This window comes from Acidimicrobiia bacterium (genome assembly GCA_040880805.1).
In the GTDB taxonomy this organism is placed as follows: Bacteria; Actinomycetota; Acidimicrobiia; order IMCC26256; family DASPTH01; genus DASPTH01.
In genome coordinates, this window is sequence record JBBDHW010000026.1 from 1 (window position 1) to 21533 (window position 21533).

A 21533-nucleotide genomic window follows, 5' to 3' on the forward strand; every position below is an offset into this window, starting at 1 on the left:
ACCACTCCACGTCCGCAACCACCGACGAAACCGCGCACCACCCGTCACCGCGTGACTTCCCGAGGAACCGGCGGAGCTCAGCGCATCACGAGGTTTGGCGGGCGTTTGCCGTCGAGCACCGCCACTACGCCCTCGCACGCGAGTTGCGCCATGCGCCGGCGTGTTGCCTGGCTCGCGCTGCCGATGTGCGGGAGCAACACGGCGTGCGGTGCAGCCAGCAACCGCGGATGTACCTCGGGCTCGCGTTCGTACACGTCGATGCCCGCGCCGAAGATCGTGCCGTCCTCGAGCGCGATCGCCAGTGCTTCCTCGTCGACGACCGGGCCCCGAGAGGTGTTCACGAGCACCGCGCTGCGCTTCATCAACGTCAGGCGCCGCGCGTCGATGAGGTGGGTCGTCTCCGGTGTGAGCGGAACGTGGAGCGTGACCACATCGGACGCGCGGAGGAGCTCGTCGAGATCCTCGACCCATCCCGTGATGCCGGTGTCGCGCCGCGTGTGGTGCAGCACCTCCATGCCGAACCCGGCGGCGCGGCGCGCAACGGCCTGCCCTATTCGACCAAAGCCGACAACGCCGAGCATGCGGCCGTGCACGTCGACCCCGAGGAACCGGTCCATGCGGAATCCCGACCACCGTCCTTGCCGCAGGTCGGCCTCGGCGTCGGATGCGCGCCGGGCTGCCGCCAGGATCAACAGGAACGCGAGATCGGCGGTGGTCTCGTCGAGTACGCCAGGTGTGTTGCACACCGCGATGCCGAGGTCGGCCGCGGCGGCAACGTCGATGTTGTCGTAGCCCACGGCCACATCGGCAACGACCTGTAGGCGCGGCACGCCGGCACGCAGCAGCGCGGCGTCGATCCGGTCGGTCAGGACGCACACGATCGCGTCGACCTCGGCCGCCGCGGCAACCAGTTCCTCGGGTGTGAGCGGCACGTCGTCGGGATGGGGCGGCACGATCTCGTGACCGGCCGCGACGAGCGGGTCGAGCCCACCCTCAGGAAGCTGCCGGGTAACCAGCACACGCGCCACGGAACGCAGCGTACGCGGCATCATCGACCGGGATGACCCGTTGCGCGGTGAGCGACCTGAATGTACCGTATCGCCGCTCCTGGGCAGCAGGCTGCGGGGAAGCGGGGAATGCGAGCGGACAACGACGGCGAGCTCATCGATCTCCGCGAGGTCGTCGTCGAGCACCGCGCCCAGATCTTCCGGTTCGCACGCTCGTTGACCCGCAGCGACGCCGACGCCGAGGACCTCGCGCAGAGCGCGCTCGTGCGCGCGCTGCAACGCGGTCCCCTCTCGTGCAACGCCGAACAGGCGAAGTGGTACGTGCTGCGTATCGTGCGCAACCTCGCCATCGATCAGGCCCGCGCTCGCGCGCGGATGTCCGTCGAGCCGCATGCGACGCTGCCCGACACACCGGCCCCCGACTCGCTCCCCGAAGAGCTGGTGCTCGGCGCCGCCGACGACGTCATCCCACGCGCCGCATTCGACGGCCTCGAGCCGCAGCATCGAGAGGTGCTCCGGCTGCGGTTCCTCGAAGAGCTCGGCTACGACAAGGTGGCGGAGCGCCTCGACGTCACCGAGCACGCGGCCCGCCAGCGCGTCTACCGCGCGATGCAGGCCCTCCGAGCGGCGCTGCGCTTCCGGCCCACTTGACGTCTGAGGTTCACGGGCTGGGCGCCCGTTCGCGAGTTAGCCCGCGAGCAGTGCGCGCGCGCCCATCTCCACCGAGGGGTGGCGGAGACGAGCGAGTGCACGTGCTTCGATCTGCCGCACGCGCTCACGGCTCAGGTTCACGAGTTGACCCACCTCGTCGGGCGTGCGGGGCTCGCCACGATCGAGACCGAAACGGAGCGTGAGGATGTAGCGCTCGCGCTCGTCGAGCACCGCAAGGAGCTTCTCGATCTCCGCCGGGAGCATGGCCCGCGCCGCGGCTTCCAGCGGCGACTCCGCCATTCGGTCTTCCACGAGATCACCGAGTTCCGTCTCGCCGTCTTCGCCGACCGGCGTTTCGAGCGACACCGGCTCCGCGAGGTGCGGGATGAGCTCCTTGACCCGCTCGGGCGCGAGGTCGAGCTCCGCGGCCAGCTCGTCGAGGCTCGCCGGACGGCCGAGGCGTGCCTCGAGCCCGGCGCGTTCCTTCTGGAGCCGCGCGAGGTTGTCGGCCGCGTGGACCGGCAGGCGGATCGTGCGGCCCGCGTTGGCGATGCCGCGCTGGATGGCCTGGCGGATCCACCACGTCGCGTACGTGGAGAACTTGAAGCCCTTGCGCCAGTCGAACTTCTCGACCGCGTGGATGAGACCGAGGTTGCCCTCCTGCACGAGGTCGAGGAGCGGCATGCCCGACGCCTGGTACCGCTTGGCGATGGACACGACCAGCCGCAGGTTCGACTGCACGAACTGGCGCTGGGCGTCCTCACCCGTGTGGACCAACTTCTGGAGGTCGCGCTTCTCGGTGCGCGTGAGGCCCTTGTTGACCGAATCGAGGGTTTCACGAGCGGCCTTGCCCGCCTCGATGTCTTGGGCGAGGCGCGCTTCGTCGTCCTTGGTCAGCAGCTGGTGCCGGCCGATGTCTTCCAGATACAGGCGAACGAGGTCCTCGTTGTCCCGTTCTGTGCGGTTTCGTACTCGAGCCACGTGTGCCTTCCCGTGGGGTTGCGACGACCGACCGGGGGGATCGACGGCCGTTCACGACTAGAACGACGGCGGATGCGTACTTGTTCCGGAGCCGGACTTTTCCGGTCCGGCGCTCAGCCGGCGGGGGTTCCACAAAGTTGTCAGAGCCGGACCCCTATTGTGCCCTTTTTTTGACCCCACGTCACATCGAAATCGGATCGGGCCCGCGAGCGCCGAGATCGAGCGAATCGGGTCAATCGGACCGCCCAACCGGCCGATCACGCTCTCGACGGGAACCCTCCGGGGGCACTCCCCCCTCGCTCAGGCCGCGCACTGAGCGAGGCCCAGCGCCGTCGCCCGCGCGGTGACCACGGCGAACGGGTCGGTAGTACCGGTCAGGATCGTCGGATCGGCGACCACTCGCGCGAGGGCCGTCTTCGCCGCGACCAGCATTCTCTTCACGTTCGCCTTCATGCTCGCCGGTGCCCGCAACGCGCGCAGCGAGTCGATCTGCTGCTGCACCGCGGAGCGGTACTCCTCGACGAAGTTGCGCAGTTGGTCAGCCGTGGGCTGCTGACCGTCCGGTAGATCGCCGAAGTGGTCCTGCGCGATCTCCTCGCGCAACATCCGGCCCTGGCGACAGATGTCGTTCGCCGTCTTCCGGAAGTCCTTCGCCGACATCGCTACCGCCGCGTCACCGAGACCGCCGGCGCCGATCGTCACGCACGCTGCGATCGCCAGTACACCGACCATCTTCATCATGCGTCGCATGCCGCGCGTTGTCGGCACGCGTGAGGGTCACCTTGACCAGGCGACGCCTGTCTGCAGACAGACGACTTCGGGGTCGCCGGCGGTCGCGGCGCGGCGTGCGCTCTCACCCGAGCCCCTCCTCCGCACGAAGCTCCACACGAGATCGCTGCCCTGCGCGTCGTGGATGGCGACAAGGGTGCGCGCGCCGAGTGCCCTCGCGCCCTTGAGCGCTTCGTCGCTTCCCATCAGGCACATAGTGCCAGCCCGAGGTCGCCGTCGCACTCACGTTCGGAGCGCTTCATCCCATGAGCGGCCTCGACCGTGGTCCCGTACGCTTCCGTGAAATTGAGCGGAAATCGAATTGCGCGGACCGGACGGCGAGAGGAGCACCATGACCGCGGGAGCACCCGCAAAGACCCTCGTCGTCGACGGCGACGGGCACGTGATGGAACCGGGCGAGACCCTCTGGGTCGACCGCATGGACCACGACAAGTGGGGTGACTGGATCCCACACAAGGTCGTGGAAGACGAGATCTACGAGATCAACTACGCGGGTGGCCAGGTACGCGGCGGCGGGCGCGAGCTGCACAACCAGATGGCCGAGGCTGTCGGTATGTCGCCGGCGCAGTTCTTCGGCCTGCTCGCGCAGCTCCGCGCGCCGGGCGGCTACGACCCCGACGCGCGGATCGAGCAGCTCGACGCCGACGGCGTCGACGCCGCGGTGCTCTACCCGTCGCAGGCGATGTTCTTCGGCCCGGTCGACCCGATCCCCGCGTTCCAGAACGTCGAGTTCGTCGCCGACTGCATCCGCGCGTACAACGACTGGATCTCCGAGTTCTGCGCGGCGTACCCGACACGTCTGTTCGCGGTGGGCGGGGTGCCACTGCAGGCACCCGAGCTCGCGGTCGCCGAAGCCGAGCGCGCGGTGAACAAGCTCGGCCTGCGCGGGATCTTCATCCGACCGTCGGCCTACGTCGACGAGCTCCCGCTCAACCATTCGGTGTACGACCCGTTCTGGGCCGCGTGTCAGGATCTCGACGTACCCGTGGGGCTGCACCCGGGCGTGCACGTCGACACGCCCGGCGCGTGCCGCAAGTTCCAGCTCGTCGCGCTGAGCGAGAACATGAGCGTTACGAACATGGCGATGAGCGAGATCCACGGCGGGTCGGGACTCGGCCAGGCCGTCGGCAACATGGTCGACATGACCGTCTCGCTCGGGCGTCTCCTGATGGGCGGGGTGTGCGAGCGGTTCCCGAGGTTGCGGGTGCTCGTGCTCGAGTCGGGCGGGGGCTGGGTGCCGTCGCTGCTCGAGCGGATGGACGAGCAGGTCGAGGCCTTCCCGCTCGAGAAGCGCTGGCTGTCGATGCTGCCGAGCGATTACTTCAAGCGGCAGTGCTACGTGAGCTTCGAGCCCGAGGAATGGAACCTGGCGCAGTGCGCCGAGTTCCTCGGGGACGACCGCATCATCTGGGCATCCGACTTCCCGCACCCGGAGTACCACTCGGGCATCCTCGACGAGCTACGCGAACGGATCGAGCCGCTTCCGGAGGAGAGCCGCGCCCGGATCCTCGGCCGCAACGCCGTCGACGCGTACGGCCTCCCGCTTTGAGCCTCGATCTGGAGCGAATGCGGCGCGAGCGTCACGCGCGCCTCGTCGAGCAGATGCAGGTGCAAGGTGTCGACGTGTTGCTCGCGGCGGGGCCGAGCACCGTCGGTTACGCGACGGGTGCGGTCGCGCCTGCCGCGGATGCCGGTCGCGCGGCACACCGCCGCGTGATCGCGATCGTCACCGCCGACGGCACGACACCGGACGTGTTCACGCCGTACCCCGACGGCGTTCCATCCGGGTACGACCGTGAGCACGTCCACGGTCCCTTCGACCTCGAGTGGGACGACGATGCGCGCACGCTCGCGCAGTCGTTGCCCGGAGGTCGCCTGGCCGTCGACGACTGCACGATGCCGCTACGTGCTGCGCTCAACGGGCGTGAGCTCGTCGACGCGGGCGGCGTTGTGAGCGCGGCGAAGGTCATCAAGACCGCCGACGAGATCGAGTGCATCCGGCGCGCGCAAGCGATCAACGAAGCCGCCATCGGCGACGTGCTGTCGCTGGTGCAACCCGGCATCAAGGCGACGGAGCTCAGCGGCCGGCTGTTGCGCAGTCTCTTCGAGCTCGGCGCGTCGTCGAACACGGTCGATCCCATCTGGCAGGTCATGGAACGCGACCCGACCGACCGACCGATGTCGATCACCGGCGACCTCGTGTTCCCCACTCCGACGCAGGCGCGTGTGCTCGCCGAGAGCGACCTCGTCTGGGTCGACAACGGCGTCAACTACTGCGGCTACCAGTCCGACTACGGCAACGCGTGGATCGTCGGGCGCGAGCCCAACGCTCGCGAGCGCGAGCACTTCGCCGTGTGGCGCGCGCTCCTCGACCGCGTGCTGAGCGCGCTGCGTCCAGGTGCGACGTGTGCCGACCTCACCGCGCAAGCCGGCGAGGCGTTCGGCCGTCGCCCGTGGCTCGCGCACCTGTATCTCGCGCACGGCACCGGCATCGAAAGCGCCGAGCTTCCCTACGTGGGCACCGACCTCGGCGCCGATTTCGACGCGAGCTTCGTCCTCGCGCCCGGCATGGTGCTCGTGTTCGAGCCGATCACCTGGGAGAACGGAGTGGGCGGGTTCCGCGCCGAGGAGATCGTGGCGGTCACCGACGACGGCTACGAGCTGCTCAGTCACGTCGACACCTCGGCGTGGAGCTGACGGTGCGCGATCACCTCGACCTCCTCACGATCGCGATGGCGGACTCCGGCACCGACGTGCTGCTGCTCGGCCGTCCCGGCAACGCGCGCTGGGTGACCGGTGCAGAGAGCCTCTGGCTGTCGGGGACTCGACCCTTCGCTCCGGGATGTGTCGTCGTGCGCGAGCCCCCCTCCGTGCACCTGCTCTCCGTGACCGACGAGGGCGTCCCTGCCGACGTCGTGCCACCGAGCAACCTCTTTCCGATCAGCTGGAACCCCATCAACCTCATGGGCGCGCTTGGGGCGATCCCGGGCCTGCCGGGCGCGACACGCATCGGCGTCGACTCGATCACACCGATGATGGAGCAGCTCCTCGGCGCGACGTTCCCGAACGCCGAGCTCATCGACGGCGAGGCGCTGCTCCGCACCGTGCGACGGGTCAAGTCGAGCGCCGACGTCGACGCGATTCGCGCCGCTGTCGCCCTCGCCGAGGAATGCCTGCGCGCGGCTGTCGACGCACTGACGCCCGGCGTGCACGAGCGCGACCTCGTCGGAGTCTTCGAAGAGCACATGGCAGCGCGCGGCGTTACCACTCCGGCCTTCGAGGGCACGTTCGTCGTGGCCGACAGCGCGTCGCGTTCGCTCGTCACCGAGCGGGCCATCGCGGCCGGGGATCTCGTCCACCTGCGCGCCGGGGTACTTCGCGACGGGTGGGAAGGCTGGCTCTCCCGCACCGCGGTGTGCGGCGCCGCACCGTCTGACCCATTGGCCGACAGGCAACGCCGCGCCTGCGGCGCGTGGCGGGCCGCGATCGACGCCGACCGCGACCGGTGCCGCCCGGGCACAAGCGTCGGAGAGCTGCGCGGCGCGGCAGTCGGCATCACCGTCGACGGCATCGGCATGGGACACGAGGAACTCGCGAACGGCGACGTCCTCGAGCCCGGCGTGGTGATGGCGGTAGAGGCCACGGTCGACGAGGTGCTCGGCAGCGAGGCCGTGCTCGTCACGCCGGCGGGCTACGAGCTCCTCACAACGTTCCCGCACCCGCTCGCCTGACACGCCGCGCCTCGACCGAAGAGCGCGGCCAGTCGGCTGGTCGGTTGGTGGGCGAGGGGGGACTTGAACTCCGATCCGAGGGGTTCTGATCGATGGTCGTCGATGCTGAAAGGAGCCTTTGAACTGCGGTTTCGCGAGACTGCGTGCTGGACGGCGCTAGCCGCTTCTACCGGATTTCAACCCGTCCGGTAGAAGTTCGGGTAGAAGTTCGGGCCTGCCCGACCGGCCTCGCCGGGGCGCGAGACTGCGACTCGTGCTTGTGATCCGAGGCACCAAGAAGCTGCGTGACCGTGGGAAGGGCGCGCCCGCCGCCGTCGGCGAGGTGTCGTCGACCGCACTCGGCGACTGGTTCGCCAATGCGCTGTTCTGGCGTCCGCAGGTGGCGCTGCTGGTCAACAGCCGAACGCTGCTCCCGGTGTTCATGGATCTCGCACCTGCCGCGACCGTGCTGGAGCGCGCACCGGCGGCGATCGAAGCGGTCCTGCGCCGGCACGGCGTCAGCGAGACGTTCCTGGCCGCGGAACGCAAGGCCATGAGCGAGGTGCGGATCGCGCCGACGAACGATCGACGCGTCGTCGGCGTGATGAACGAGTTCGCCTTTCACGGCGAGTGGCTCTTCAAGGAGGGCCAGCACGATCTCGAGGCGCTGTCGCTGCGCATGTCGAGCCTCATCATTGGGAAGCTGGACGAAGCCTCCCCCGATCGCGCGCTCGCGGCCGTCATGGGCGGCACCGAGCCACTGGCGAAGGTGATCGCCTTCCCCAGCGAACGAACCGCGCCTGCTGCCTCCCCACGGGCCCCCGCGACCGGGAGCGTGTTCCAGCTCAAGGTCATGCTGCTCGACACCAAGCCGCCGATCTGGCGCCGTGTGCTCGTCGACGGCGGCAGCACGCTCGACCACCTCCACGAGGTCATCCAGGCCGCCTTCGGCTGGTGGAACTACCACCTGCACGAGTTCGAGGTCGGGCGCACCCGCTACGGCGTTCCCGATCCCGACGAGGACTGGGGCGAACCACGGCGAGATGAACGGCGCACTCGCGTCGATGCGATCGCTAGCGAGGGCTCGTCGTTCCGGTACACCTACGACTTCGGCGACGGCTGGGATCACGAGATCACGGTCGAGAAGGTCCTCCCCGCCGACTCCACCCCGACCCTTCCAGCGTGCATCGACGGCCGGCGCGCCTGCCCGCCCGAGGACTGCGGCGGCACGTGGGGCTACCGCGAGCTGCTCGAAATCCTCGCCGACCCAACCCATCCCGAACACGACGAGCGACGCGAGTGGCTCGGCCAACCGTTCGATCCCGACGCGTTCGATCCGAGCGAGTTCGAGGACAAGCTGCGCAACGGCCGGCTTGCCGTGTTCGACGACGAGGCGTAAGGGATCAGGGCGCAAGGGAGCCGACGGGGATGACGGCGATGCCGTCGGGGCGGACGTAGCCGAACCCGGTCCCGGCGATGACAGCGAGAACCGACGGCTCCCCGCTCTTGCGTGTGTCGATCGACTCCCGAAACCGCAGGAGCGCTTCGGCACCCTCGTCAACGAGACCGGCACCGAGCTTGACCTCGAACGCTCCCCATCGCCCGTCAGCGAGCTGCACGACGGCATCTGCTTCGACGCCGTAGTTGTCGCGGTAGTGGAAGACATGACCGTCGAGCGGCTGCGCGAGCACGCGGAGGTCGCGGATGACGAGAGACTCGAACAGGAGCCCGAGAAGGTTGAGATCGGCGAGGAGGCGATCTGGACCCGCGCTGAGCGCAGCGACCGCGAGCGACGGATCGACGAAGTGTCTCTTGGACGACGTGCGGAGGTTTGCTCTCGAGCGCAAGTGCGGCGCCCAGGCCGGCTGGTCCTCGATGACCATCAATCGCTCGAGGATCGTGAGGTACTCGGCGACGGTGTGCCGGCCGAGCGCGCCGTCCGCTCCCCCGGCATCGGTCGCGAGGACAGTGATCGCGACCTCCGTCGCGGTGTTGCGGGCGAGGGAGCGGAGGAGTCGCTCGATGCGCGCCGGGTCCCGCCGCGATCCGGCGACGCGCGAGACGTCGACCTCGCGGATCTGCGCGAGGTAGTCGCGCGCAGCGCGGGAAGCGTCGGCGACGCGACGACCCTGTTGGGCGGGCCAGCCACCGGCGGTGATGCGATCAGCAAGGTCGCTCACCGCCAGACCGGGATCATCGGAACGGGGAGGCTCGCCCGCCAGCAAAGCTGCGAGCGACACGGCGCCGTTCGTGTGCCCGCTCTCGAAGAGGGTCATGGGGCGCATCCGCAGGAACGAGAACCGGCCGGCGCCGGTGTGCCTGGCGACGTCGTCGGCCGGTACCGAAGAGCCGGTCAGCACGAACTGGCCGGGAAGGCCTCGATCGTCGACGGCCCGACGCACGTGGTTCCACAGGCCTGGCTCGAGCTGCCACTCGTCGATCAGCCGCGGGGCGGGGCCGTCGAGCACGAGCGCTGGGTCCACCGCAGCTGCTCGTCGGGCGTTCTCGTCGACGTCGAGCAGGACCGAGCTCGCCACTCGTTGGCGCGCGGTCTCGGTCTTGCCGCTCGCCTTGGGTCCCTCGATGACAACGGCGCCCGCGGCGGCGAGACGAGCGTCCAGCTCCGCGTCGACGACTCTGGGCAGGTAGGGCACTGACAGGCTCCAACTCGCGGCCAATCCAGGGACCAGATTGTAGGCATCCCAGCGACCACTTTGTAGAGACCTCCGAATGAGGAAGTTTTCGATTCTTTCGATTCTCGGTTAGCCTTGCGGGATGCCCGACGCCGCCGAGCAGGACCGGCAGGACGGCCTCGTCTTCCCGCCGAAAGACCTCACCTCGATGCTCGAGTTGGCGCGCTTCCTCGAGAGCCGCCCCGAGCCCGGCCTCCTCGTCGGCCTCGACGGCGAGCAGATGCCGCTCCCCCCAGAGATGTACCGCGTGCTCCAACACGCGGTGGAAGTCATGCGACAGGGCAAGGCCACGCATGTCGCACCCCGGAACTTGGTGCTCACCACGCAGGAGGCCGCGGACCTACTGGACGTGAGCCGGCCGACGCTCGTGAAGCTCCTCGAGGACGGCGTCATCCCGTTCGATCAGCCCAACCGACATCGCCGCGTGCGACTCCGCGATGTCCTCGACTACCGAGCACGGCGACAGGCCGCGCAGCGAGCTGCGCTCGACCAGCTGACGGAGGAGACCAGCGCGCTTGGGCTGTACGAGCACTCTGCCGCGGACTACACGCCCGCGCTCGAGTCGGCTCGGAGCCGCCGCGCTCGCAAGAACAGCGACTGAGCGTGCCCGCGTCCGCCTGAGCTAACGGGGAGTTGATCCGCTACTCGACGCGTCGGAGCGAGGGCGGACCCATCGGTCAGCGAGGACGGCGGAGCAGTTGGCGAACGCGCGCCCTGATGCCGCGGCACTCGACGAGCGAACCACCGGGATTGGGCACGGTTTCGGAGGGTTCACAGGCACGCTCGCCATGCCGACCCTGGCGCTTGCGGGCTGACTCGATCTGCTGCTGTGACCATCGTCGTGCCCAGTGAACCGTGCCTCGGGTGATCCAGTAGTGCGACTGGCAGGGGAAGCTCCAGCTGCCGATCGAGGGCGACAGGGATACGGCGGCCCCGTTGTAGGTCAGCTCCCATTGGTCTGGTGCAAGCGGTGTGATCACTTCACGGCCACACCCACAGCAGCACGCGTGCACGGCCGTGCGATAGATGATCGACACGTAGACGGTGCCCTCTTCGAGTTCATCAGGGATGTACTCGACGAACTCGTGGCTGATTGTCTTCCTCATTGGGTCGCTCGGTCATCGTTGACGATGTGGTTGCCGCCGAGCATGTAGGTACTCGAGTGCTCGTGCTCCTGGTCGGTGTAGAAGCCGCACAGCTTCTTCCACTTAATGACGGCGAAGGCCGCGTTGAGCGCGTTGAGGTCGGCGATCTGGATGTTGTGCGCGTAGTCGTTGTCTGTCTCCATGTCCACCAGCGGTATCCGCTGCGCGACGTGATCGCGCTTGGTGCTCGTACTCGTTGTCGTCCGAACGAGTCCAAGTAGCGCACCGTCGACCTCGTTGACGCCCATCCCGACGTCGGTGAAGGCCACTCCAGAGGCTTCGAGTGTCTCGATGATCCGCTTCTTTGGAGTTCCGCGATCCATGGCGAGGAAGACGAAGCCCATCTCGACGAGGAGCGCAATCTCGAGCGGATCTGCGAGAAGAACTTCCTGTCATTCTGGAGCTACCCGCGGCCGTTCCGCGACCAGGGCCTCAACAAGGAGGTCTGCGATCTCCTGGTCGTCATGGGCAACGACGTGATCGTCTTCTCGGACAAGCACTGTCTACTCGAGCCCAAGAAGTCGCTCGCGATTGACTGGCAGCGCTGAAGAAGGCAACGTCAGGAAGCCGACCGGCCAGTGCATCCAGCACCTGTCGCACCGGGGTGGGCCGCCGTTCGATAGACGCCAGATCCACGAGCGCCGATGCCGCCGCCTCTCGCGCGTCCCGATTGGCTTCGTCTTCGTCGTGCTCGATTGACGAAGCGTCAACGCCCGTCTGTTGCTCGTCCTCATCCTCGGACTCGACCTGCGGCGGGTACTCCAGGTCACGGAGGCGGGACGCGAGGGTCTCGAGTGACTGGACCGTCTCCTCGGAGAACGACTCGTCGCCCGACGCGAGGTGGGAACCGACATCCACCCAGAGCTGCGGGTCCCACGGATCTTCCTCATCCGCTGAGTACTGCGCGTCGAGGGCAGCATGGCCTTCAAGTGCCGCCACAAGCTGTTGGCATCTGCGGCGCGGTCCGAGGTCCCGTTCCGGACGTGGCTCGGGCCTCCAGAAGTCGCGCTCTGCGCCTTGTCGCAGCTCAACCCACAGATGACTTACATCTGGTCCCTGGTGGACGTTGGCAAGGAGCGCCCGGTCGTCATCGTCAAGGACGAAGAGCCCGGACACCGACGCCGGGCCGCTCTGACCGCGAGTGGCATCTGCCTGTTCTGGGCGATCCTCTCGGCCGAGAAGGTCAATGGCAGCCAGGACAGAGCTCTTGCCTGCCTCATTCGGACCGACGAGAGCGATGAGATCCTCACTGACGTCGAGCGACTGCTCAGCGGCAAACCGGCGATAGTGGTTCAGCTTCACCTTGATCAGGCGCACGGCCTCATCCCCTCGCGCTGTCCCACGTCACGCGGTCAACACATTCACGTGGTCAACCTACGTGGGGAGTGACGTGGGGTGTGACGCCCTTGCCGGAGCGCTCCGGTAGAAGTCGGGTCCGATCGCGCGTGGCGCGTACGCCGTGACCTGCACAAACCCAGTGGGCGAGGGGGGACTTGAACCCCCACATCCTTTCGGACACAGGCACCTGAAGCCTGCGCGTCTGCCAATTCCGCCACTCGCCCGGGACAACGCAGCGTACCAGCGAGGTCGCGCGTAGATTCCTGCGTTCGCGCGCGCGTGCGCGCGCCGATCGCGCCCGGCACGAACTTGGAGGAACACGATGCCCGCGCCCGCGCCGAGGTGGGCCGGAGACCTACGGAATCCTCTCGAACTAGTACCTCGCGGTGGCGGCGCGGACGATCCTCTACGAGGTGACCGTTTCGATCGAACCCGACACTTTCTCGTACAACGAGACGACGACCATCGAGATCGCCAAGACGGGCACCACCGCGGCGCACACCAATCGCAATATCTTGCGTCGCGTCGGCTGACGCGCCCCCGGAAACCAGAGGGGGCACCGGTACACTCCCTTGCCAATGGGACTCCAGGGGTTCGAGCGGAGGCTCGAGCGGCTGGTCGAGGGCACCTTCAACAAGGCCTTCCGCAGCGGGCTGCAGCCCGTCGAGATCGGGCATCGCATCGTCCGCGTGCTCGACGCCGGGCGCACCCTCGGTGTGAGCGGCCGCCACGTCGCTCCCAACAACATCGGTGTGTACCTGTCGCCGGCCGATGCCGAGCGCTTTCAGTCGTTCGCCGAGGCCCTCGCCCGCGAGCTCGCCGAGGCCGCCCGCCAGCACGCGCGCGACGAGGGCTACCAGTTCCTCGGCCCGGTGACGGTCTCGCTCGTGTCCGACGACTCGTTGAAGAAGGGCGCTTTCGACGTGGTGGCCGAGATCGCCGAAGGCGCCGGGGGGCAGGTGGGTTCGCTGGTTCTGTCCGACGGTCGCCGGGCCCGCCTCGGGGAGCACCCCACCATGCTCGGCCGCAACTCCGACTGCACCGTGCCCCTCGCCGACCCCCGTGCGTCGCGGCACCACGCCGAGATCCGCGCGACCGTCGACGGGTTCCTCATCGTCGACCTCGACTCGATGAACGGCACAAAAGTGAACGGCGTCCTCGTGCGCGAGCACGTGCTGCACGACGGTGACGAGATCGCAGTGGGCGCCACAGTCATGCGCTTCGAGGCGTCGTAGTGCCCGAGTCGGTCCTCACCATCCTGAAGTTCTGCCTGCTGGCGCTGATCTATCTGTTCCTCTACCGCGTGGTGCGCGTGGTCTTCGCCGAGATGCGCGCACCGGCGACGGCTCCTCCCCAACCGGCGAAGCCTGCGGCGCAGCCAGCCGCGACACGTTCGACTCGCGGTCGCGGCCCGGCGCGCCTCCGGATCCTCGAGCCCGCGGCGCGGCGCGGTGAGACCTTCACCCTTCACGACGAGCTCACCGTCGGTCGCGGAGGCGGATGCGGCATCGTGCTCGATGACACCTTCGTGTCGCAGGTGCACGCGCGCGTCTTTCGTCGCGACGGCGACGTGTACGTCGAAGATCTGGGCTCGCGCAACGGCACGATGCTGAACGGCCGGCCGGTCGGCAGCGCGCAACGCCTCCGCCGCGGCGATCGGGTCCAGTTCGGCCGCACAGTCACCGAGGCAATGCGCTGACATGCGCGGTCCGACGTGAGACTCGTTGTGGGCGCGGCGACCGACGTCGGCCGCGTACGCGAAGGCAACGAGGACGGCTACCTCGTCGACGAGCCGATGGGACTCGTGGCCGTCGCCGACGGCATGGGTGGGCACCGTGCCGGCGAGGTTGCAAGCGCGACCGCCCTCGAGGCGCTGCGCGCCGCCGTGCACCGTGGCCATCCGCTGCGGGAGGCGATGGAGGAGGCCAACGAAGCGGTGTTCACGAAGTCGCTCACCGACGACGAAGTCGGCGGGATGGGGACGACCCTCACTGCGGCAACGCTCGCCGCCGGTAACACCTTGCTCGTGGGACACGTCGGCGACTCGCGCGCCTACCTGCTCCGCGACGGGGAGCTGCGCCAGATCACTACCGACCACAGCCGTGTGCAGGAGCTGGTCGACGACGGGCGCCTCACCGCCGACGAGGCCGCGGTGCACCCGATGCGCAACATCGTCACACGCGCGGTCGGCGTGGACCCGACGGTCGACGTCGACGTGTACCCGGTGGAGCTCCGGCCCGGCGACCGGCTGCTGTTCTGCTCGGACGGTCTCACCGACATGCTGCACGACGACTTCCTCGGCACCGAACTGCGCCGCGAGGAAGACCCCACGCGCGCGGCCACGCGCCTGATCGACGCCGCCAACAGCGCCGGCGGCGTGGACAACATCACGGTCGTCGTGATCAGCGTCACCGACGAGGAGCCGCTCCGCGGTGACCTCGCGGCACCGGCGGTGCTGGTGGCCGAAGCCGCCGAGGAGGCGCCGCCAGACCATGAACCCAAGACGCGCCGCCAACGACGTACCCGAACCGGCAAGCGGCGCGTCGGTCGCGTGCTGCTGTGGGTGATCCCCGTTCTCGTCATCATCGGCATCGCGATCGGCGCGGTCGCCTGGTACGCGCGGAACAACTACTACGTCACCGCCAACCAAGGGCGGGTGACCGTGTACAAGGGTGTGCCCGGTGGCCTGTTGTGGTGGAACCCCACGATCGACCAGCGAACCGACGTGCGCGTGGCCGATCTCATTCCCGCCGATGCCTCCTCGGTGCGTGACGAGCACAAGTTCTCGTCACTCGGTGACGCCAACGCGTACGTGCGCCGGATCGGCGCGCGCGCGGAGAGCGCTACCACCACGACCACCTCCACCACGACGAGCACGACGCCGACATCCACCACCACGACGACCACGACCACCACGATCACGACGACTGCGCCGGGACCATGAGCCAGCGATCGTTCACGGCCCGTCGCCGGCTTTCCGTTCGGGCACGGAGCCGTCTTTCCGTTCGGGCACGGAGCCGTCTTTCCGTTCGGGCACGGAGCCGGCGCGCCAACGAGCTCGGTCTCGGGCTCATGGCCGTCGTCATCATCGGCGGCGGCTACGTGCTGCTGCTGCTCGCCGACAAGCCCGACGTGCCGCCTGATCTCTGGGTGTTCCTCGCGGCCGTGCTCGGGTTGTATGTGGCCGCGCATCTCGCAGTGCGACGGTTCGCGCCGCGTGCCGACCCGACGCTGCTGCCGATCGCGGCGCTGCTCAACGGAATCGGATTCATCGCGATCTCGCGACTCGACCGCGACCTGGCGCGCATCCAGGCCGGGTGGACGGCAGTTGCGGTCGGCGCGTTCGTCGTGACCCTCGTGGTCGTGCGTCATATCCGGACGCTCGAGCGCTACCGCTACACGTTCCTGCTCCTGGGTGTGGCCGCGCTGCTCCTGCCGCTACTGCCCGGCATCGGGCGCGAGATCAACGGCGCGCGCCTGTGGGTGCGCGTCGGACCGCTGAACGTCCAGCCCGGCGAAGCCGCGAAGGTGCTACTCGTGATCTTCTTCGCCGCGTACCTGGTCGACAAGCGCGAGTTGCTCACGTCGGGCACGCGGAGACTCCTCGGGCTCGCGCTCCCCGACCCGAAACACCTCGGGCCGCTGTTGCTGGCGTGGGGCTTCTCGATCCTCGTGATGGTCCGCCAGAAAGACCTCGGATCGTCGCTCCTCTTCTTCGCAGTGTTCGCGGCGATGCTCTACATCGCGACGGAACGGGCGTCGTACCTGCTCGCTGCGTTCGCGATGTTCGTCGCCGGCGCGGTGGTCGCGTACCAGTTCTTTCAGCACGTCCAGGACCGCGTCGGTGCGTGGGTCGATCCGTGGTCGGTGGCGCGCACCACCGGCTTCCAGATCGTGCAGTCGATGTACGCGCTCGGGAGCGGCGGGTTCGCAGGCACCGGGCTCGGGCTCGGGAGTCCGCAGAAGATTCCGAACGCGTCCACCGACTTCGTGTTCTCCGCGATCGGTGAGGAGCTGGGACTCATCGGCACCGTCGCCGTCTGCATCCTGTTTCTCCTGTTCGTCGGCAGTGGATACCGGATCGCGGTACAGGCGGAGCGTCCGTTCTCCAAGCTGTTCGCCGCGGGCCTCACCACGATCGTGGGCGTGCAGACGTTCGTGATCGTCGGCGGCGTGATCCGTGTGATCCCGCTCACGGGTGTGACATTGCCGTTCATCTCGTACGGCGGGTCGTCGCTCGTCGCCAACTTCGTGATCGTCGCGCTCCTGCTCCGGATCTCCGACGAGACCGTCGCGCACGTCGAAGAGCCGGGCGCGGTGGCCACCGCGCTGATCGGCGGCAAGTCGCCGGCAGTTCCGGGAAGAACCGGCTCCGTGCCCGAACGGAGATACCGGTGAACGCCGCCATTCGGAAGGTCGGCTACGCGATCACCTTCCTGGTGCTCGTGCTCGTCGGCCAGCTCACCTACCTCCAGGTGGTCGACGCCAACCGACTCGCCAACGACCCGAACAACATCCGGAAGTTCCTGCGCGACTTCAACCGGCCTCGCGGTGAGATCCTCACGACCGACGGCCAGATCGTGGCGCAGTCGATCAAGACCGGCGGCGAGCTCAAGTACCAGCGCGTGTACCCGCAGGGAGATCTCTTCGCGCAGATCAGCGGCTATCAGTCGTTCGTGTTCGGGAACACTGGCGTCGAAGCCAGCTACGACACGGTACTCACCGGACGCGACACACAGTTCAGGCTCGACAACGTCGGCTCGATTCTCGACGAGAACACCGGCAATGTCGTGCTCGCGCAGTCACTCGCGGCTCAGCAGACCGCGCGGGACGCTCTCGGGGGCCAGAAGGGTTCGGTCGTCGCGCTCGACATCGAGACCGGCGAGGTGCTCGCGATGTACTCGAATCCCTCGTTCGACCCGAACCCGCTGGCGGGACACGACACGTCGGCGGTGAACTTCGCGTTCTTCCTGCTCAACAACGACGCGGCGAAGCCGGCCCTCGCGCGCTCGTACCGCGAACGCTTCCCACCGGGCTCGACCTTCAAGGTCGTGACGACAGCGGGTGCGCTCGACCTCGGGATCGCCACGCCGGATCGACAGTTCAACGCCGCATCGGAATTCCAGCTCCCGCAGACGAACTCATTCGTGCACAACTTCGGCGGCGCAACGTGCGGTGGCGGCTCGCTCACCCAGAACTTCATCCAGTCGTGCAACGTGACGTTCGCGCGGCTCGGCGCCGAGATGGGCCAGAGCTTCGCGCCGGTCATGAACAACTGCGGCGTCGGCTCCGGGGCCGTTCCGATCGCGCCGCCCCTCGACCTCGATCCGGGTGCCGCCGGCAGCATCGGCCCTGCCGCGGACGCGCCCGACGCCAGGTTCGCGCTCGCGGGGATCGGGCAAGGTGACGTGGCCGTCACGCCGTTGGAGATGGCCCTCGTCGCGGCCGGAGTTGCGAACGGCGGCGTGATCATGGAGCCGCGCGTGGCGCGGGAGATCACCAACGCCGACGGCAACGTGATCCAGACCATCGATCCCAAGCCGTGGACGACGTGCATGACGAGGCCGACCGCGGACGCTCTCACCGCGATGATGGTGGAGAACGTCGAGCATGGCACCGCGACCGCCGCGCAGATCACCAACGTCGCGGTCGCCGGCAAGACCGGCACCGCACAGACCGGCGTCGAGGGCCAAGCACCACACGCCTGGTTCATCGCCTTCGCGCCCGCGGACCACCCGCGGTTCGCGGTGTCGGTGATCGTCGAGAGTGGTAACGAGCTCGGCAACGACGTCACGGGCGGCGCCGTTGCTGCTCCGATCGCCAAGCAGCTGCTCGAAACGCTCCTGGGCCGGTGACTCCGGCCATGTGTTCCTTCCCTCCTAGATTGCACAGACGATGACCACGGTCGGGCGCGTTCTCGCAAATCGTTACGAGCTGCGCACCACGATCGGTCGCGGCGGGATGGCCGACGTGTACCTCGCGCACGACCGGCTGCTGAACCGTCGCGTCGCGGTGAAAGTGCTGTCACCCACGTTCGCAGCCGACCCCTCGTTCGTCGAGCGCTTCCGCCGGGAGGCGCAGGCCGCGGCGAGCCTCAACCACCCGAGCATCGTGGCGGTCTACAACTGGGGCCAGGACGACAACACATCGTTCATCGTGATGGAGTTCGTGAACGGGCAGACCTTGCGCGACCTGCTCCGCCACTACGGCACCCTCCCGCCGATGGAAGCGGCGCGCATCGCCGCCGACATCGCCGAGGGGCTCGAGTTCGCGCACCGCAACGGGGTCGTCCACCGCGACATAAAACCCGGGAACGTGCTCATCACACCCGAAGGCGAGGTGAAGATCACCGACTTCGGCATCGCGCGCGCCGAGAGCAGTGACACGCTCACCAAGACCGGCGCGGTGCTCGGCACTGCCACCTACTTCTCGCCGGAGCAGGCGCAGGGACTCGCGCTCGACGGACGATCCGACGTGTACTCACTCGGCGTCGTGCTCTACGAGATGGCCACTGGCGTCGCGCCGTTCACCGCCGACAGTCCGATCTCGGTCGCGTACAAGCACGTACGCGAAGAGCCGGTGCCGCCGTCACGCGTCAAGCCCGATATCCCGGGCGCCCTCGACCGGATCATCCTCACCGCGATGGCAAAGGACGTTGCGCTGCGCTACCCGTCGGCCGCGGAGTTGCGCGCCGAACTGCTGCGCTTCGAGCGCGGCCGCCCGCTGCTCGGTGGTCCCGCGGCCCCGGTCGCGCCCGTCGCGGCCACGATCACGACGCAGGCAGCGGCGGCGTCCCCTCCGCCCGCGCATGCGCTGCCGCAGGAGCGGAAGCGGCCACGGAGCTGGGGCGCCGCGATCTCCGTCGTGATCGCCTTCGGCCTGCTGTTGGTGCTGATCATCGCGCTCCTCGTGCAATCCGACTTCGGCGACGAGGGAACGACTGTCCCCACGCCGGCCGTCACCGCCGTCACCAACCTGTTGTACCCGGACGCAGAAGCGACGCTCACGGCGCAGGGCTTCAGGGTGGTGCGCAAGGACGTCGAGAGCGATCAGAAGGCCGATCTGGTACTCGAGCAGAAACCCGGCGCCGGCCTCAAGCTGCGCCGAGGAGGCACGGTCACCCTCACGGTGAGCAGCGCGACGGTCGTGCTGCCCGACATTGTCGGGAAGAACCGTCAGGAAGCGGCCGCCATCCTCAAGACGAAACACATCGTGCCCGACTGGGTCGAGCAGGACGCGCCCGACAAGCTTCCCGGCACCGTGCTCGAAACCACCCCGCCCAAGGACTCGTCGATCCCGAAGGACTTCGCCTTCGTCCGAGTGATCGTCTCGAAGCAACCGCTCGTCGCTGTTCCCGACGTCGCGAACCTCGACGCGGTCGCGGCCGCGGCGGCAATCGGCCAAGCCGGCCTCCAGGTGAACTCGACTCCGACGCCGGTGCCGAGCGACACCGTGCCCCTGGACATGGTGATCGGGACCGACCCGGCTGCCGGTGAGCAGGTGCCGCGCGACAGCCTGGTGACGCTCCTCATCTCGAGTGGACCGTCAACCGTGGACATCCCGAACACTGTGGGGCTGACCCGCGCCGACGCCGAGCGCGCCCTCACCGGGATCGGATGCAGTGTGAAAGTCTTGTTCAAGACCGTGCCGCTCGTGCAGAAGGGCAAGGTCGTCCTTCAGTCACCGGCGAGCGGGCAGATCCACTGCACCGCCGCGGTCTTCATCAGCATCACGGTGGGCGTCTGACCCTCGACGCCTGGTACCGCGCGCACGGACGGCACGACCTGCCGTGGCGCGCGACCCGCGACCGCTGGGCGGTGCTCGTGTCCGAGACGATGCTCCACCAGACGCAGGTCGGGCGCGTCGCCGCGGTCTACGACAACTTCCTCGCGCAGTTCCCCACGCCGAAGGCGATGGTCGACGCGGGACCGGCCGCGGTGATCACCGCGTGGGGACGCCTCGGCTACCCGCGACGCGCACGCCGGTTGTGGGAGGCAGCCGTGACCATCGACGCACACGGGTGGCCCGCCGACCTCACCGCGCTCCCCGGCGTCGGTCGCTATACCGCCGGTGCGGTCTCCGCCGAGGCCGATGGTGCCGACGTGCCCGCGGTCGATGTGAACGTGCGCCGCCTGCTCGAACGGGTGCGCGGTCGTCGGCTCACGACCACGGAGGCCGAACGCGCGATGGTCGAGGTGACGCGTCCGCTGCGTGCCCGCGACCGGCTGCTCGCGCTGATGGACGTAGGTGCGCTGCTCTGCCGACCGCGGGACCCGCGATGCTCGGAGTGTCCCCTCCGCCGACGGTGCGCGACGCGCGGTCCGTTCGCGGACGACCGGCGGTCGCGCCAGCCGCCGTTTGCGGGGAGCTTTCGACAGCAGCGGGGGCGCGTGATGGCGCGCCTGCGCGAGGGTTCGGTGCGCGCAACCGACGTGGACGCCGACGCGCTCGCGTCACTCGTCGATGACGGCCTCGCGGTCGTCGAGGATGGAACGGCTTCCTTACCTTGACTACTCGCTCGCTCTACACGCGCGCCAGGGCGAGGAAGTTGGCGAGGAGCTCGTGCCCGTGTTCGGTGAGGATCGACTCGGGGTGGAACTGCACGCCCTCGATCGGGAGCTCGCGGTGGCGCAGCCCCATCACGAGGCCGTCCTCGGACTCCGCGCTCACCTCGAGCGCATCGGGCACGGAGTCGCGCTCGACCACGAGTGAGTGGTACCGGGTAGCAATGAACGGAGTGGGGAGGTCGCGGAACACACCCTTGCCGTCGTGCGCGATCTGCGACGTCTTGCCGTGCATCACTTGTGGTGCGCGCACGATCTCGCCACCGAAGATCTTGCCGATGCACTGGTGCCCGAGGCACACGCCGAGCACCGGGACACCCGCGGTCCCGAACACACGGATCGCGTCGTTGGACACGCCGGCGTCCTCGGGGTGGGTACCGGGATCGCCCGGACCGGGTGACACGAGGACCGCGTCGGGCTCGAGCGCAACCAGCGCGTCGACATCCATCGCGTCGTGGCGGTGGACGACGGGCTCGGCACCGAGCTCGCCGAGATACTGCACGAGGTTGTAGACGAACGAGTCGTAGTTGTCGATCACGAGTACGCGCGGCGCCACACCGGCACCGTACCGGCCACTCGGGACGACGCGCGGCGGGTTATCCTCGCCGCCAGAGGTGAGCGCCCGCGGCGCAGGTATCCTGCGCCGCAGCGAGCC

23 protein-coding genes and 1 tRNA gene are annotated in these 21533 nt (G+C 68.5%); 14 read left to right on the forward strand and 10 right to left on the reverse strand.

From position 1 onward, the window contains the following. Positions 1-77 precede the first annotated feature (77 nt). Positions 78-1028 carry a D-glycerate dehydrogenase gene (locus WD271_06175; GenBank protein ID MEX1007415.1) on the reverse strand — a complete coding sequence of 317 codons (951 nt, stop codon included), beginning with the start codon at positions 1026-1028 and terminating at the stop codon, positions 78-80. A 108-nt stretch (positions 1029-1136) separates the two neighbouring features. On the opposite strand from WD271_06175, the gene WD271_06180 reads away from it, so the two are divergent. Further along, on the forward strand, positions 1137-1658 hold the full coding sequence (locus WD271_06180) for an RNA polymerase sigma factor (GenBank protein ID MEX1007416.1): 522 nt from the start codon (positions 1137-1139) through the stop codon (positions 1656-1658). Between the two features lie 36 nt (positions 1659-1694). Here the strand turns inward: WD271_06180 and WD271_06185 are convergent, their stop codons facing one another. From WD271_06185 to WD271_06195, 3 genes are all read right to left on the reverse strand, one after another. Beyond that, on the reverse strand, positions 1695-2639 hold the full coding sequence (locus WD271_06185) for a sigma-70 family RNA polymerase sigma factor (GenBank protein MEX1007417.1): 945 nt from the start codon (positions 2637-2639) through the stop codon (positions 1695-1697). A gap of 300 nt (positions 2640-2939) precedes the next feature. Further along, a complete protein-coding gene (locus WD271_06190) occupies positions 2940-3407 on the reverse strand; it encodes a hypothetical protein (protein MEX1007418.1) in 468 nt (155 codons plus the stop codon). Between the two features lie 9 nt (positions 3408-3416). Then, positions 3417-3614 (reverse strand): hypothetical protein, encoded by a 198-nt coding sequence (locus tag WD271_06195; protein ID MEX1007419.1) that lies wholly within the window; start codon positions 3612-3614, stop codon positions 3417-3419. A 145-nt stretch (positions 3615-3759) separates the two neighbouring features. Here WD271_06195 and WD271_06200 point away from each other — a divergent pair, with 145 nt between their 5' ends. From WD271_06200 to WD271_06215, 4 genes are all read left to right on the forward strand, one after another. Continuing rightward, positions 3760-4977: an amidohydrolase family protein gene (locus tag WD271_06200; protein ID MEX1007420.1), complete on the forward strand. Its 1218-nt coding sequence runs from the start codon at positions 3760-3762 to the stop codon at positions 4975-4977. Further along, positions 4974-6125 carry a M24 family metallopeptidase gene (locus WD271_06205; GenBank protein MEX1007421.1) on the forward strand — a complete coding sequence of 384 codons (1152 nt, stop codon included), beginning with the start codon at positions 4974-4976 and terminating at the stop codon, positions 6123-6125. The genes WD271_06200 and WD271_06205 overlap by 4 nt, the downstream gene beginning before the upstream one ends. A 2-nt stretch (positions 6126-6127) precedes the next feature. Further along, positions 6128-7159: a M24 family metallopeptidase gene (locus WD271_06210; protein MEX1007422.1), complete on the forward strand. Its 1032-nt coding sequence runs from the start codon at positions 6128-6130 to the stop codon at positions 7157-7159. A gap of 814 nt (positions 7160-7973) precedes the next feature. Next, positions 7974-8537 (forward strand): plasmid pRiA4b ORF-3 family protein, encoded by a 564-nt coding sequence (locus WD271_06215; protein MEX1007423.1) that lies wholly within the window; start codon positions 7974-7976, stop codon positions 8535-8537. Between the two features lie 4 nt (positions 8538-8541). Here the strand turns inward: WD271_06215 and WD271_06220 are convergent, their stop codons facing one another. Beyond that, positions 8542-9816 carry a DUF4143 domain-containing protein gene (locus tag WD271_06220; GenBank protein ID MEX1007424.1) on the reverse strand — a complete coding sequence of 425 codons (1275 nt, stop codon included), beginning with the start codon at positions 9814-9816 and terminating at the stop codon, positions 8542-8544. A gap of 97 nt (positions 9817-9913) precedes the next feature. On the opposite strand from WD271_06220, the gene WD271_06225 reads away from it, so the two are divergent. After that, positions 9914-10432, forward strand: coding sequence for a helix-turn-helix domain-containing protein (locus WD271_06225; protein MEX1007425.1), 519 nt, complete (start codon positions 9914-9916; stop codon positions 10430-10432). Between the two features lie 76 nt (positions 10433-10508). On the opposite strand, the gene WD271_06230 is transcribed toward WD271_06225, so the two are convergent. The 4 genes from WD271_06230 to WD271_06245 all read right to left on the reverse strand — a co-directional run bounded on the left by WD271_06230 (position 10509) and on the right by WD271_06245 (position 12538). Next, positions 10509-10937 carry a DUF6527 family protein gene (locus tag WD271_06230; GenBank protein MEX1007426.1) on the reverse strand — a complete coding sequence of 143 codons (429 nt, stop codon included), beginning with the start codon at positions 10935-10937 and terminating at the stop codon, positions 10509-10511. Further along, the gene (locus tag WD271_06235) at positions 10934-11320 is read right to left on the reverse strand and encodes a hypothetical protein (GenBank protein ID MEX1007427.1); all 387 of its coding nucleotides are present in this window, start codon (positions 11318-11320) and stop codon (positions 10934-10936) included. Before WD271_06235 ends, WD271_06230 begins: the two co-directional genes overlap by 4 nt. Before the next feature lie 118 nt (positions 11321-11438). Beyond that, a complete protein-coding gene (locus tag WD271_06240; GenBank protein ID MEX1007428.1) occupies positions 11439-12293 on the reverse strand; it encodes an AAA family ATPase in 855 nt (284 codons plus the stop codon). Between the two features lie 161 nt (positions 12294-12454). Beyond that, positions 12455-12538: transfer RNA gene (locus WD271_06245), tRNA-Leu, on the reverse strand. A gap of 162 nt (positions 12539-12700) precedes the next feature. Between WD271_06245 and WD271_06250 the strand changes: the two genes are divergently transcribed. The 8 genes from WD271_06250 to WD271_06285 all read left to right on the forward strand — a co-directional run bounded on the left by WD271_06250 (position 12701) and on the right by WD271_06285 (position 20824). Beyond that, positions 12701-12847, forward strand: coding sequence for a hypothetical protein (locus WD271_06250; protein ID MEX1007429.1), 147 nt, complete (start codon positions 12701-12703; stop codon positions 12845-12847). Positions 12848-12892: 45 nt separating this feature from the next. Further along, positions 12893-13549 (forward strand): DUF3662 and FHA domain-containing protein, encoded by a 657-nt coding sequence (locus WD271_06255; GenBank protein MEX1007430.1) that lies wholly within the window; start codon positions 12893-12895, stop codon positions 13547-13549. Then, positions 13549-14013 carry an FHA domain-containing protein gene (locus WD271_06260; protein MEX1007431.1) on the forward strand — a complete coding sequence of 155 codons (465 nt, stop codon included), beginning with the start codon at positions 13549-13551 and terminating at the stop codon, positions 14011-14013. Before WD271_06255 ends, WD271_06260 begins: the two co-directional genes overlap by 1 nt. 15 nt (positions 14014-14028) lie before the next feature. Further along, positions 14029-15258: a Stp1/IreP family PP2C-type Ser/Thr phosphatase gene (locus tag WD271_06265; GenBank protein ID MEX1007432.1), complete on the forward strand. Its 1230-nt coding sequence runs from the start codon at positions 14029-14031 to the stop codon at positions 15256-15258. A gap of 128 nt (positions 15259-15386) precedes the next feature. After that, positions 15387-16712: an FtsW/RodA/SpoVE family cell cycle protein gene (locus WD271_06270; protein ID MEX1007433.1), complete on the forward strand. Its 1326-nt coding sequence runs from the start codon at positions 15387-15389 to the stop codon at positions 16710-16712. Continuing rightward, positions 16709-18169 carry a penicillin-binding transpeptidase domain-containing protein gene (locus WD271_06275; protein ID MEX1007434.1) on the forward strand — a complete coding sequence of 487 codons (1461 nt, stop codon included), beginning with the start codon at positions 16709-16711 and terminating at the stop codon, positions 18167-18169. The genes WD271_06270 and WD271_06275 overlap by 4 nt, the downstream gene beginning before the upstream one ends. 40 nt (positions 18170-18209) lie before the next feature. Next, positions 18210-20060: a Stk1 family PASTA domain-containing Ser/Thr kinase gene (gene pknB / locus WD271_06280; protein ID MEX1007435.1), complete on the forward strand. Its 1851-nt coding sequence runs from the start codon at positions 18210-18212 to the stop codon at positions 20058-20060. Between the two features lie 71 nt (positions 20061-20131). Continuing rightward, the gene (locus WD271_06285) at positions 20132-20824 is read left to right on the forward strand and encodes an A/G-specific adenine glycosylase (GenBank protein ID MEX1007436.1); all 693 of its coding nucleotides are present in this window, start codon (positions 20132-20134) and stop codon (positions 20822-20824) included. 13 nt (positions 20825-20837) lie between these two features. Here the strand turns inward: WD271_06285 and WD271_06290 are convergent, their stop codons facing one another. Beyond that, complete coding sequence (locus WD271_06290) at positions 20838-21434, reverse strand: aminodeoxychorismate/anthranilate synthase component II (GenBank protein ID MEX1007437.1); 597 nt, start codon at positions 21432-21434, stop codon at positions 20838-20840. Between the last annotated feature and the right edge of the window lie 99 nt (positions 21435-21533).